At 37.9% G+C, this 13665-nt stretch carries 10 protein-coding genes; 8 read left to right on the top strand and 2 right to left on the bottom strand.

The window, feature by feature from the left end; all coding sequences use genetic code 11:
• The first annotated feature begins 210 nt into the window (after positions 1-210).
• The 3 genes from Q7J67_05300 to Q7J67_05290 all read left to right on the top strand — a co-directional run bounded on the left by Q7J67_05300 (position 211) and on the right by Q7J67_05290 (position 2522).
• Positions 211-450 (top strand): hypothetical protein, encoded by a 240-nt coding sequence (locus Q7J67_05300; GenBank protein MDO9464695.1) that lies wholly within the window; start codon positions 211-213, stop codon positions 448-450.
• 129 nt (positions 451-579) lie between these two features.
• Positions 580-1146 carry a hypothetical protein gene (locus tag Q7J67_05295; GenBank protein ID MDO9464694.1) on the top strand — a complete coding sequence of 189 codons (567 nt, stop codon included), beginning with the start codon at positions 580-582 and terminating at the stop codon, positions 1144-1146.
• Positions 1137-2522: an MBL fold metallo-hydrolase gene (locus Q7J67_05290; protein MDO9464693.1), complete on the top strand. Its 1386-nt coding sequence runs from the start codon at positions 1137-1139 to the stop codon at positions 2520-2522. Before Q7J67_05295 ends, Q7J67_05290 begins: the two co-directional genes overlap by 10 nt.
• Before the next feature lie 9 nt (positions 2523-2531).
• On the opposite strand, the gene Q7J67_05285 is transcribed toward Q7J67_05290, so the two are convergent.
• Positions 2532-3137, bottom strand: a complete 606-nt coding sequence (locus tag Q7J67_05285; GenBank protein MDO9464692.1) for a GDSL-type esterase/lipase family protein — start codon at positions 3135-3137, stop codon at positions 2532-2534.
• Between the two features lie 172 nt (positions 3138-3309).
• On the opposite strand from Q7J67_05285, the gene Q7J67_05280 reads away from it, so the two are divergent.
• Positions 3310-4392, top strand: a complete 1083-nt coding sequence (locus tag Q7J67_05280; GenBank protein MDO9464691.1) for a prolyl oligopeptidase family serine peptidase — start codon at positions 3310-3312, stop codon at positions 4390-4392.
• A gap of 22 nt (positions 4393-4414) precedes the next feature.
• Here the strand turns inward: Q7J67_05280 and mutS are convergent, their stop codons facing one another.
• On the bottom strand, positions 4415-7039 hold the full coding sequence (mutS, locus tag Q7J67_05275) for a DNA mismatch repair protein MutS (GenBank protein ID MDO9464690.1): 2625 nt from the start codon (positions 7037-7039) through the stop codon (positions 4415-4417).
• A gap of 228 nt (positions 7040-7267) precedes the next feature.
• Here mutS and Q7J67_05270 point away from each other — a divergent pair, with 228 nt between their 5' ends.
• The 4 genes from Q7J67_05270 (at position 7268) to Q7J67_05255 (ending at position 13664) form a co-directional block, all read left to right on the top strand.
• Positions 7268-8107, top strand: coding sequence for an amidohydrolase family protein (locus tag Q7J67_05270; GenBank protein MDO9464689.1), 840 nt, complete (start codon positions 7268-7270; stop codon positions 8105-8107).
• Between the two features lie 8 nt (positions 8108-8115).
• Positions 8116-8931 carry a sugar phosphate isomerase/epimerase family protein gene (locus tag Q7J67_05265; GenBank protein MDO9464688.1) on the top strand — a complete coding sequence of 272 codons (816 nt, stop codon included), beginning with the start codon at positions 8116-8118 and terminating at the stop codon, positions 8929-8931.
• 41 nt (positions 8932-8972) lie between these two features.
• Positions 8973-12590, top strand: coding sequence for a hypothetical protein (locus Q7J67_05260; GenBank protein MDO9464687.1), 3618 nt, complete (start codon positions 8973-8975; stop codon positions 12588-12590).
• A 183-nt stretch (positions 12591-12773) separates the two neighbouring features.
• Positions 12774-13664, top strand: coding sequence for a polysaccharide deacetylase family protein (locus Q7J67_05255; GenBank protein ID MDO9464686.1), 891 nt, complete (start codon positions 12774-12776; stop codon positions 13662-13664).
• The last annotated feature ends 1 nt before the right edge of the window (position 13665 follow it).

The following is a 13665-nucleotide window of genomic DNA, read 5'->3' as shown; positions in this document are numbered from 1 at the left end:
AGCTGTAACAAATTGGCTGATTGAGTACAATTTTAATCGCCCTCATCAAGCGCTTGATTATTTAACACCCATGAGATATATTGAGAATCACAATGAGAATCTTAAACAAAAAGTGTTACCTATGTGCCCAGCCAGCACATTCTCTTGAGTTATAGCCCAAAAAAGTGTTAAATGTAACTGCTTTTAATCCTGAAAGGATATGGAAGGAACATGATTAGAGAGAAAAACTGGAGAAAGATATTACTTGGATTAGGTCTTGATAATAAAGATGGTCATAAGCGGTTTACAAAAGGCTATAATTTCTATCTGGTAGGCGGTTCTGAAGACACGCATAAGACAATGCAGGAAAAGTCAATAAAGTTTAATGAACAACTTAAAAAACGCGGAAAGACTTTAGACAACATAAATAAAAAAGAGTTTTATGAGATTGCTGATAAAATAGGACTGTAAACACCTAAACCATCATAGCCAACATTATCAACATTGAACAGACGAATAACAATTCATTATACAAATAATTCTACAATTATGATCAGTTGTAGGAGAAATTTCAATAAATATACTATCCGATTACATAACATGTTTAGAAATGCCCCTGAACATGTTCTTGATGCAATACTTAAGATATACACTCGTCTTACAAGAAAAAGCACACGCACTGTGTGTAGGAAAACAATAAGGAATTTTATAACCCAAAATCAGCATAAAATAGTATGCAAATCAAAAACTCGAAGAATCCTGCCGGAGCCAGTTGGGAATGTGTTTGATCTTGGAGAAATCTACAACAATTTAAATAGCGAATATTTCAGCAGTAATCTGAATCTTCATATCACGTGGTCACATAAACCTAATAAACGACTTATGGGAACATGGAAAGATACAGGATCAGAAAAAAATCTTATAAGAATTAATCGGCTTCTTGATACCAAAAAAGTTCCCCTGTACTACATTAACTATCTGGTTTATCACGAAATGCTGCATGAGATATTTAAACAAAGGATAGTTAATGGCAGGATACAAAGGCATCCTAAAGAATTCAGAAAACTTGAACGGAATTTCTCTTTATACAAAAAAGCATGTGAATGGCAAAAGGGGCATCTTGCAAATTCTATAAAACAGATATCAGGTAGTTATATATGGCAATAAAATTTAAATTTTGCGGTGGTGTTGGAACAGTAAGCGGTTCCATGCATTTGGCGACTACCGATAAATCTGCAGTTCTCATAGACTGCGGCCTTTTTCACGGACACAGGGATGAGTATTATACTGTAAATTCCGCGTTTCCCATTAATCCATCGGATCTGGATTGTTGTATAATATCGCATGCCCACATCGACCACTGCGGAAATTTTCCAACACTTGTAAATAAAGGGTTCAGAAAAAAGGCGTATTTGACTCCTTCCACAATGGAGCTCTGCCAGTATATGCTGCCGGATAGCGGTCATATTCAGGAAGAAGATATAAAATATGTGAATAAAGTAAATCTGCGAAGAGGACGCCCACCAAGAGAAGCGCTTTACACAAGATATGATGCTGAAAATTCTTTGAGGTATCTTTACGCTCTTGATTATCACAAAAAACAGAGAGTGACAGAGGATATGGAGCTTACATTCTTTGATGCAGGTCATATCCTGGGCTCTTCTATACCGACAGTTGACATTTCTGCTAATGGCAAAACAATACGTATCGCTTATGCTGTAGATCTTGGACGTCCGAACCTGCCGTATGTTGGAAATCCTGAAATACCGAAAAAAATAGATTATCTTATAATTGAAAGCACGTATGGAGGCCGCAAACATTCTCCTATAGAAGAAACAGAGAAGAAGCTCATGGAAGTTGTGAATAAGACCGTAGCTCGCGGCGGAAAGATTATTGTCCCGTCATTTGCTCTGGAAAGAACTCAGGAGGTCATATATTTCCTGTCGCGGCTTTTGAGAGAAAGAAAGATAAAAGAGATACCAATATATGTGGACAGTCCGCTCGCTGTGAAAGTAACAAAGGTTTTTGAGAATAACAGGGATTACTTTAGCAAGGAAATCCAGGACATGGACCCTCTTGCCAGTGAGAACATAACATATATAGAGGATGTTGAACAATCAAAGCAATTACATAATAAAAGAGGCCCTATGGTTATTATATCTGCATCCGGCACATGTGAACACGGAAGAATTCTTCACCATCTAAAAAACAATATAGAAAATCCATATAATACCATTGTTATTGTAGGATACATGCCCCAAAATACTCTCGGAAGAAGGATTGTTGAACATGACAGGCCAACTGTCAACATTTTTGGAAGACCGTATGAACTAAAGGCAGAGGTTGTTGTTGTTGATTCCTTTAGCGCGCATGCAGACAGTGATTATCTGGTACAATATGTTAATGAAACCAGAGATTCTCTCAAGAAGGTGTTCATTGTTCACGGCGAACCTGAGCAATCTGAAAAGTTGAAAGAAAGACTGGTTTCTCTTAATGTTGAAAGCATGATACCGGAAAAGAATGAAACAGTGTGCCTTGGATAGTTTGAGGATTTACAAATACTGCTTCAGTAGAGCATATACCTGATCGGCAATAAGCTCATATCCTTTATCAGAGGGATGGATGTGGTCACTCATCATATCAGGTTTACCAAGTATTTTATCGTAGATATCCGGGATAACAAGCGCACCATGTTTTTTTGCGATTTTCACAAATCTCTTTTTGTAGCTTGTTCCCATTAAAGATGGCTGGATACCAAGCACTAACACCAAAGCGCCTTTTTCCTGAATTCTGGTTATAATCAGTCCCAAATTCTCAAAGGTTTTCTCCATAGGAACGGTTTTCCCCAGTGCATCATTGCCGCCAAACTCTACTATAACAATCTTAGGATGCCTCTCCAGCACATCACGTTGAAGTCTTCTGATTGCATCTTCGGTTGTATCTCCCCCCATTCCCGCATTGATTACTGGCAGACCTAATTTCTTACTGAGTAGAGATGGATAGTCACATCCTTCTGATGCTCCAAGCCCTTCAGTTATACTATCTCCAAAGCATATGATATTAGTTCCCTCCGGACGGCTGTTTTTAATTTCCCAGTGATTAGTTCTTCCACATCCTGCAATAAAAGATAATAGAAAAATCATTGCAATTTTTTTCATCACACACTCCTAAAAACTTAGATATGCGAAATCCATGTTTCCTTGTATTATATTGCAAACGTGGAAGTTAACAAGAATTTCTTGCTGAATCAATAAAAATTTGATATGTTTCAGGTAGTTTTCTAATGAAATATGGATTCAGTATATTAATTGTTCGCCAGAAAGAAAAAAAATGACAGTGGGTCTATACAGTGAACCTCCTGAGGCCGGTAACGACTTTCGCAAGTCTATGCTTGAGGAGGTACAGACTCTTCTTCGCAAGGAGCAGCAGAAAGCAGACCGTCGCCGCAAAAGGTACTTCAAACCGAAACTCTCATCTGTCGACTCCTACGAGCAATCAGTCGCCAGGTACCGAGAAAGACTGAGAAAAATGTTGGGGTGGCCGTTGACTGATGGGTGGAAAACAGATGTGCCCTTGGCATCAGACCAGAACGTTGCCGAGGATTCCCTTGGCCGAATTTCACGTGTCCTGATAGAGACCCTCCCCGGCGTGAATACTTACGGACTTTTCTTTCGTCCACATGGCAAAGGTCCATTTCCTTTGGTTGTCTCTCAACACGGCGGCGGTGGGACACCCGAATTATGTTCTGGATTCTTCGGTTCTTCTAACTACAACGATATGACACGACGTGTCCTCAGAAGGGGTGTTGCTGTATTTGCTCCGCAACTCCTTCTCTGGGATTCCAAGAGATTTGGGCCCGAGTATGAGAAAAATACTATTGATCGGCGGTTAAAACAGATCGGCGGGTCTCTTGCGGCCCTTGACCTATATCGAATTTTTAGATCACTGGACTATTTCGTAACACATAAAGATATTGATTCTGAACGTATCGGCATGATCGGATTATCTTATGGTGGCTTTTACACTCTATTTGCTGCCGCACTAGACACGAGGATCAAGACTGCCGTATCTTCCTGCTTCTTCAACAACCGCAAGGTGTACGACTTCGTCGACTGGGTATGGTTCGATGCAGCAAATCACTTTATGGACTCCGAAGTCGGAGCCCTTGTATGCCCACGCCCTTTGTATATTGAGGTCGGCAAGAAAGACGACCTGTTCAACGTTCGACGTGCACGGCCGGAAGCCAGAAAACTTAAGAACATCTACAAACGGCTGGGTATCATGGAGAGATATTGCTATAAAGAACATGACGGGGGGCACGAACTGGATATGTCGGACGAGGGTATTGACTTCCTCTGCCGGCATCTGGAACCAGAACGACTGGCGAACAAGTCGCTGAAGGCAACGCGTTAGACCGTGCGTCTTAGCTCAGACGTTATTTTTTTTCAACTTTCTTCTTCAGCTCATCAAGTTTCTTAAGCGCTTGAAGCGGTGTCATATTCTCTGTATCTAAGTTTTTTATTTCATCCACAACAGGATGATCTACTGCAGCAAAGAATGTAAGCTGAGACTCTCTTATCTCTTTATTTTTGCTCTTCTTTGCAGAAGGAGCGAATTTAGGAAGGCCCTGTTCTGAAATTGTCTCGTTTTCTAAATTAACAAGGATATCCTTTGCCCTTTCTATGACCTCTTTAGGTAAACCTGCAAGAGACGCAACATGAATTCCATAGCTCTTATCAGTTGGGCCTTCAACAATCTTATGGAGAAAAATAACTTCATTATTCCATTCCTTTACCAAAACATTATAATTCTTTGCTCTTTCCAATGTGAGAACAAGTTCTGTCAGCTCGTGATAGTGAGTAGCAAAAAGAGTCTTCGCATTGACTTTTAAGCTGTTATGTATATATTCCGCCACTGCCCATGCAATGCTGACACCATCAAATGTACTTGTGCCTCTTCCTACTTCGTCAAGTATTACTAAACTACGCGAAGTGGCATTGTTGAGTATATTTGCTACTTCATTCATCTCTATCATAAATGTACTCTGTCCCTTTGTCAGCTCATCAGACGCACCGACTCTGGTAAATATTCTATCAACTGTACCAATCTTTGCGCTTTTTGCGGGTACAAAGCTGCCGATTTGTCCCATGAGAACAATGAGAGCAACTTGTCTAATATAAGTTGACTTGCCCGCCATGTTTGGTCCGGTGATTATCATTATCTGCTGGCTGGAATTATCGAGATATGTATCATTTGGAACAAATTTACTTCCGATATCCAGCCTCTCAAGAACCGGATGCCTGCCCTCAACAATCTCTATAACATCAGAATCTGTAATTTCAGGTTTTACGTAATTATTTTGTATTGCTACTAACGCAAACGAATTTACTGCATCCAGAATGCCAATAGCCCGCGCTATTTTTTGAAGCCTGATAGTTTCACATGCAACTTGACTGCGCACATCAGTAAAAATCTTATATTCCGCTTCATTAATTCTCTCTTCTGCGCCAAGAACAAGCGCTTCTTTCTCCTTCAGCTCAGGAGTTATAAACCTTTCACAACCCAAGAGTGTCTGTTTTCTTATGTAATTATCAGGCACCATATTCAAGTTTGACTTCGTAATTTCAATATAGTATCCAAAAACTTTATTGTATCTTACCTTTAGAGATTTTATTCCTGTTCTTTGAATCTCTTCTACCTGGAGCGACTTGATCCAATCCTTTCCTCCTATGCTAACCTGTCTTATTTCATCAAGATCCGCATCAAATCCCTGCTTGATAATATTGCCATCTCGAATACTGATTGGAGGTTCATCAACAATAGCTTTATCGAGTAAACTAACCAGTTCTGAGACATCCTGCAGGGACTCACATACATTCTTCAACATCTGTACCTTGAATTTGTTAATTATTTCCTTTACCTGAGGAATCTTTTTCAATGACTCTCTGAGACCTATCAGATCACGCCCATTAGCCAGACTGCAATTAACACGGCTGATTATCCTCTCCATATCAAAAATATGTCTGAGGATAGCTCTCACCTTATCATTAACATCTGCAGAATTTATAAACTCATTAACAGCATTAAGCCTATTGTTGATCTCTTCTGAGTCTCTCAGAGGTTGTACAACCCAGGTTCGCAGGAGACGACCTCCCATTGGAGTAAGAGTTGCATCCAATGTGTCTAATAATGTTCCTTTTTTCTCATGAGCACTTAAAGTTTCAATAAGTTCAAGATTTTTTTGAGTAGCACTGTCCAGTATCATAAATTCTGACGTTGAGTATATCTTGAAATCATTTATGTGTGTTGGCGCAATCTGCTGTATATCCTTTATATATTCAAGAAGCGCACCTCCGCAGCATGCAGCAGCGGGAAAGTCCCTGCATCCAAACCCATCCATTGACTGAGTCCTGAAATGAGAAGTAAGTATCTGGTTTGCGCTTTCTCTATCAAAGTGCCAGTCATCATATGGTGTTAGAACAGAGCAAGATATACTGAGATCTTTTTTAATCTTTTCATTTTCCATTAAGGAATTTTGGATGATAATTTCTTTTGGATTGACACGGCGGACTTCATCTAAGAATTTTATATAATCAGAAAACTCTGTTGCTTTAAACTCACCCGTTGATAGATCCGAGATTGCAAGTGCAAATTTTTTGTCTGAGATTACTACTGCTCCAAGATAATTATTGCTCTTTACATCAAGCATAGAGCTTGAAAGAACCGTACCTGGAGTTATTGTTTTTACAATCTCTCTTTTAACAAGCCCCTTTGCCTTTTTTGCGTCTTCAACTTGTTCACAGATAGCAACTTTATGGCCGCTTTTTATTAATTTTGCTATATAGTTTTCTGCAGCATGATATGGGATGCCACACATTGGTATTTTCTTTCCGCTGCCACCATCGCGGGAAGTCAGAGTAATCTCAAGAAGTCTGGATGCAAGCTTTGCATCCTCAAAAAACATTTCATAAAAATCCCCTAACCTGAAGAAAAGAATCGTATTTTTATTGTTCTTTTTTATGCCTAGATACTGCCTGAGCATTGGAGTAAGTTCTGACATATTTCTGTTTCTTTCTCTATCAATAGTTAATTACAAGACAATACTAGCACTTACACACAAAAATTTCAAAATGATGGTGCAGGGGGGACAGCTATCTATAGAAAGCATTAAGGACTTTTAAAATCGATAAAGTGGCAATTAGTGGCGAAAAAGACTTGACAAGTAATATATTATCTGTTTTAATTTACTTAAAGCGCTTTAAGTAACTCAATTTAAGGAGGTATTAAAATGATAGTTGATGCTCATAACCATTTCTTTTTCCCCACCAATAAACCGGGTGTGAAAGCAGTTTTGCTTGACCCAAGTGTTTTAGTTAATTCGGGTGTTATTAAAAGAACATGGTTATTGTCCACAGGAGATACATTTGCAGGATTAAAAGGCAACCAAGATCAACAGATATTACATCTTGCGAAAACATATAAAGGGTTTTTTGTGCCTTTTGCATATCTAGACTTTACAAAGAAACCAGATATTGTTGACTATTTTCATAAACAAGGTTTTGCTGGACTTAAAGCTATTTTCCCACCCTTTGCCTATGATGATGAAAGATGTTTTCCTTTTTATGAAAAAGCAGAGAAATCCAAAATGCCGATACTTTTTCATGTTGGCGGGTCACCGTATTGGGTTCCTGAACAGATGCAAATTGGTCCTGAGAGAATGGCAAGTAAGAACATGTTAATAATAACATTGGATCTTGTGGCAAAAATGTTTCCTAAACTTGTTATTATTACTGCTCACATGGGAGGTAAACATTCATACGATTTTGCTGTGTACTTTGCAAAAGGACATCCAAATGTTTATCTTGATACTTCCTGTTCAATAGTTGAAAGAGATTCTCCGGATAAAATAAAAGAAGTCATAAAGATAGTTGGTCCTGATAAAATACTTTTTGGTTCAGATGTTCGTGGGGATGGACCCATTAAAAAAGCTCTATTCTGGAAATCTTATTTTGAGGCAAAAATGAGAGACCAAGAGATAGGGCATAAAATAATGAGTTTAAATGCTGAACGGATTATATCCGAATCTGGGTTTAATTGGAAAAACATAAATTTATCCAAACAGGAGTAACAGGTATTATGTTTAGAATAAGTGGTCTTGGGGATGAAATTTCAACAGTTTTTGGTGACCAATTAGATTTGTTAGAAGCTGAAGGAATAAAATATATCGAATTACGCAGGGGAATAGATAACAAGAATTTATTAAAACTGTCCAATGCTGAAGCAGAGACTACAAAAAACCTATTGAATAAAAGAGGATTTAGCGTTTCAGCCATTGCATCATCCATAGGTAAGGCAAAAATTACTGATGATTTTGAGTTACATTTGGAACAATTCAGACGAATATTGTTTTTGGCTAAGTACTTTGAGACCAAATATATCAGAATATTTGGTTATTATATAGCAGAACTCAAAGAACATAGTAGATATAGAGATGAAGTAATAAAAAGGTTAAAAATAGAAACTGAGTTGGCAGAAAAAAATGGATTAATCTTATCATTAGAAAATGAGGGGAGAGATCTGTATGGTTCCACTCTAGAGGAAATGCTTGATATAATGACTACAATAAACTCGCCTAATTTGAGGATATTGTTTGACCCCGGTAACTATGTTTACTTTTTTCAAAAGTGTCCTTATCCCGAAGTGTTTAATGCTGTTGTTGGCTATATTGGGTATATTCATATAAAGGATATTAAACTTGGTGAAGAAAAATTTGTTGTTGCTGGTGAAGGTGATGCAGGGTTCAAACACATTCTACTCGATTTAAACAAACGCAAATTTGATGGATTTCTTTCCCTTGAGCCACATTTAGGAGAAAAGAAGGGTGAGATTACTGGACCATTAAACTTTACACGTGCGGCTAAGTCACTTAAAAAACTACTATGTAATGTGTAAATTGTCACAAACGATAAGAAAAAAAGGAAGGAGAAATAATCATGAGAACTCTTCGAGGTAAAATTTTATTTGCCAGTTTATTTAATCTTTTAGTTATAATGAGCTTGTCTATTTTTGCAGAAGAACTGTCGCCGGGACCAATTAAATTCAGACTCTTACCGAAGGTATCAGAAAGAGGATGCTTAATGGGGACGAGAGGCAATTTTTTAGACGAAGAAAGAGCCGAGTATCCCAATCTGCCGCATACGGCTCTTGTTGACAGCTATGCCATGAAAGAAGTGTATCCCGAAAGGATAGCCTGGTTTAGAGACATTGTGATAAATTTTTATAAGAATGGAAATTTCACATCTCTGTCATATTACCCTCATTGGTACAAGACTACCGTCACATTAGAAATGAGTCATATTGAAGCTTTTCGAGATACCATAGCCGGTAATAAAGATAATGAAATTATTATGTTTGCTCAAGCTATTAAAGATTGGAAGATTCCTATACAGCTCGCTTATATCAAGGAGTTTACAGGAGCTCCAACAAGATATAACGAACAAGGAGAATATGATCTTTCAGTAAATAATCCTGCCCCGGAATTATTTGCAGAATCATGGCGTCACATATGGAATATATTTGAGACTGAAGGGGCGAATATCTACGTGGACTGGCTATGGGCTGGAGCTATCTATATGCCATTTGATTTTCTAAAAAGATGTTATCCCGGTGAAAAATATGTTGATACTGTCGGCTGGGATGGGGGTTCATATGATGGGGCTGAATACCTCAGTGATTCACATATTCGAGCGGCGTATTTGAATTTTGTAAACGAATTTCCTGGTAAACCTATTGCCCTGGCAGAAGAAAAAATAGGATGGGAGCAGCAGGCAGATATGATTCTTCATTATAAAAAGACGTTAAAAGATTATCCAGCAATAAAATGGGCAGCTTTTTTGACTTATAGAGATTTCGTAGGATTTGGCCTGATGAGGTATATAAAAGTAGATGACCGCTTAACCGAAGAATGGGATGAAACCAGGGGTGTTTATCTTGTACCTGATGATATAACTGATGTGTATGAACCTTTGGGCTTAAATGAGTATGAGGCATTTTCAGAGTTTAATAATGATGATTATTTCCTGAAATACATAAGGCTTCCTTTGGTTACCCCGACTAATGAACAAAAAGTAAGACCTGATAATGGAAAGATTACTTTGAAATGGTTAGAGTTACGGGATGCAGGATATGAAATTAAGTGGTCGCAAGACCCGAACTTTCCTGTTGGCAATACACAGATTTTGAATGTAACTGATACAGAAGTTATATTGGATGACTATCCTGTGAATTCTACTCTTTATTGGCAGGTTAAAGCAACTCATCTTGAAACCGGGAGTACATTAGCCGAGAGTGAAATTTATTCATTTTACGTTGCACCGTATGAACTTAAAGAAATGATAGATCAATTCATGGATAATCCTGCTGAGCCAGCAGACATGCATGTAACCTATCTGGGGATTCCTCTCGGGCAAACATTTAAAACTGGACCAGGTGTGACTAATATAAGCGGTATCGAACTCCTATGCAGGAATGCGTATTATATGTCTTCAGTTACTTCTCCTACTGTTTCTATTTATGATAGTCCTGCAAAAAGTATTTTACTTGCCCATGCATCGATACCTGGTTTTTCAGGCGATCAGGTATATAAATGGCGTAGATGGGATATACAATGTGAAGGGTTGACGCCGGAGACGCAGTATTATATGGAAATTACTATTCCTGGAGATAGTGGTCCTCAAATGTCCATTAAAAGAGATTTAAGTCCTGATACCTATCAGGGAGGAGATATATATTACACAGATTATGCCGGAGGTATGGGCGCGTATAGTGATGATATTTGCTTTAGAATCTATACAATTAAAGATTCAGAGATAGATCAATATTTAGATTGGCCTCATCATAATAGCAGTGGAGTAGTGATTAATTATTATGATCAACCAATTGGACAAACCTTTACTACCGGATCGAAAGTTGATAACATATTAGGTGTTGAATTTTTATGCGCTAGTTACTATGGCGCTATCGCGGATAACCCCACAGTAAGCTTATATGACAGTCCGCAAAAAAACGTTCTTTTGGCGCAGGCAAGCATTGAAGGGTTTGGTGATAGAAACTTTCACTGGAGGAAATGGAATCTGCATTATGATGGTTTAACTCCAAATACTACCTACTATCTAGAATTAACTACACCAGGGCAGCCAGATCATAGGGTGCTTGTTAAGATGAGCTGGGTGCATTCATATTCAGGCGGAAATGCATATTATTCTGATTATAACGGAGACATGCAAGCTTATTCTGCTTGTCTTCATTTTAAGACCTATTATGTTGATAATTCGACCTCTGTGATCAGCTATCAAGCAAATCCAAGTGGTCATGGTATAGCGACACAATATAGAAATAAGCCAATTGGACAGACGTTTACAACAGGAGATAATGCCACCTGTATTTATGGCATAGCTTTAAACTGTGCGACCTACTACTCATCAATAGTAACATCTCCCACTATTACTATTTATGACAGCATTAAAAAAGAAATACAACTTGCTCAGGCAAGCATCAAAGGGTTTCAAAATGACCGCCAATATAAATGGCGTTATTGGCCAATATATTGTGATTTAATAGAGCCAAATAAAAAATATTATTTTGAAGTAACAACACCCGGAGAAGATGACCCCCGAATGGTAATTATGACCGGCGTTGACGGTTCAATGGAAAATAATATAGTTTATGCTGATACGGCAGGAGAAATTGGAGAATATTCACATGATCTGAGATTCGCAGTTTATACTAAAGATGATCCAGACCAGGGGATTTATGGGTTAGCAAGAATTGAAAGCGCAGATTTTAATGGGTATGTTGAAAAACTTACTTCAATAGATTTGAAGTGGTCTGGGATACAAAATGCCCGTTTATATCGTGTGCAATATTCATCCGATCCGGATTTTGAAAATACAGACGTAAATACCGTTAAAATAGGGCTAAGTGAGTATGGGGTTATCCCGACTGAATACAATATAGAGCAGCCAGTTACACTTGGACTTGGCTCTCTTTGGTATTGGAGAGTTTATGCGGAAGACATTGCTGGTAATATTTTCGGTATCTCCCCTGTTTATAATTTTACGGTAGATAATATATACAATGAAATAATTGGTCCGGCATTAGAACCAGAACCACCCGCTGAGTTGAATAATGAACAGTGGAGATATAAAATGATTAGTAGAGATGCAGCAGAACCAGTTTTAGTAAGGACTCAAAATTTTACAACAGACCCGGACATGAGTATATTGACCGGTATAGAACTAGCAATAAGCAGTCTATATAGTAAAATGCGCGTTGGGAAGACTATAATAGAAATTGAAGACATAGATAATGGACAGATTATCGGTAGTAGTATCGAAAGGGAATCAACAATAGTTGAGAAGATGTCAGCTAAATGGTTTCGATGGCAATTTGCTAGTCCACTTTCAGTAAGCCCTAACAAAACATACCGAATTAAACTTTGGATGAAACCAGCGCTTCTATATGACCAAGATAGTGCGATCCTTGTCCATAGACCTACCTATGAATCTGTAGATGTATATTACAGAGTATATAAAATTATTGAAGTGGAATGACAACTGTAAAACCAAAATCCAAAAAGGAGGAAAACTGGTTTGCTTTCAGGAGATGGACACAAAAGTTGGGGCATAAACTCAAATCCTGCTAAAAATCCTATTAATAATAATGTCCGGTAGCAGGTACATACGACGGTTTATGAAATCGAGGTGTATTAACCAAATAAGGGAGAAATTGGTATTATGAGTATAGAAAAAAATCTTTATTTTATTTTTACAATGGATTGTGAAAGGGTAGGAACAGAATCGTGGATGAATGATGGTGCGCCATCATGGAGTATCAGTGAAAAAGCAATTTTAGGTATGGCAGAAGTATTAAAGAGAAAAAAAGCAATAGGAGGATTTTACTCTACACCAGCTACAGCAAAGAAACACAGGAAAATATTTATTGAACTTGCAAAGGAGGGGTTTGAATTAGGATTGCAATTTCATTGTGATAGTTTTCGGGATTTGAAATATAGAAAACATCTTGGACAATATGAATATAAGAAACAAAAAGAGATATTGAAATTAGCAAAACAGGATTGGGAAGATGCTTTGGGGATGGAAAGCACAGTTTTTAAACCTGGCTATGGTTCAGCAAATGACCATACTTTTCCTATTCTGAGTGAGCTTGGATATCGAGAAACTTCGAATACATATGCGGGGGGATATGACCGTAGTGTTGGAAGAGATTGGCGAGGCGCTTTTCCATATGCACATCATGCAAGTTCAGAAAGTAGGCTTATATGTGGAAATCTTGATTTATATAAAATTCCGGTTACTGCACTTTTGCCAGGAATGTTTTCATCTCGGATAACATTAAATCCAGATATGTATTCTTTGCGTGGAGTCCATTCAAGATTAATTAGAACTTACGTGCAGACTATGCTTGAGAAAAAACAACCTATAAAAACAGTAGTAGCTGCCACTCATAATACAACTGATTATTTGGATAAAAATGATGTGCGAACACAGCTCATGGGATACATAATAGATAGTGCCCGTGAAACAGCAAAAAAATATGGATTAAATTTTGTTCCAGCAACACTTGAAAAGATTCATCAGGAAGCAGATAAAATAGGTGCTTTTTAAA

Source organism: bacterium, from assembly GCA_030652805.1.
Taxonomy (GTDB): Bacteria; JAHJDO01; JAHJDO01; order JAHJDO01; family JAHJDO01; genus JAHJDO01.
Note: the sequence above shows the minus strand (reverse complement) of the source record. Positions and strands in the feature narration are given on the sequence as shown.

Coding starts and splice junctions, on each gene's coding strand:
- Q7J67_05300 (MDO9464695.1), top strand. CDS start 211: ATGATTAGAGAGAAAAACTGGAGAAAGATATTACTTGGATTAGGTCTT.
- Q7J67_05295 (MDO9464694.1), top strand. CDS start 580: ATGTTTAGAAATGCCCCTGAACATGTTCTTGATGCAATACTTAAGATA.
- Q7J67_05290 (MDO9464693.1), top strand. CDS start 1,137: ATGGCAATAAAATTTAAATTTTGCGGTGGTGTTGGAACAGTAAGCGGT.
- Q7J67_05285 (MDO9464692.1), bottom strand. CDS start 3,137: ATGAAAAAAATTGCAATGATTTTTCTATTATCTTTTATTGCAGGATGT.
- Q7J67_05280 (MDO9464691.1), top strand. CDS start 3,310: ATGACAGTGGGTCTATACAGTGAACCTCCTGAGGCCGGTAACGACTTT.
- mutS (MDO9464690.1), bottom strand. CDS start 7,039: ATGTCAGAACTTACTCCAATGCTCAGGCAGTATCTAGGCATAAAAAAG.
- Q7J67_05270 (MDO9464689.1), top strand. CDS start 7,268: ATGATAGTTGATGCTCATAACCATTTCTTTTTCCCCACCAATAAACCG.
- Q7J67_05265 (MDO9464688.1), top strand. CDS start 8,116: ATGTTTAGAATAAGTGGTCTTGGGGATGAAATTTCAACAGTTTTTGGT.
- Q7J67_05260 (MDO9464687.1), top strand. CDS start 8,973: ATGAGAACTCTTCGAGGTAAAATTTTATTTGCCAGTTTATTTAATCTT.
- Q7J67_05255 (MDO9464686.1), top strand. CDS start 12,774: ATGAGTATAGAAAAAAATCTTTATTTTATTTTTACAATGGATTGTGAA.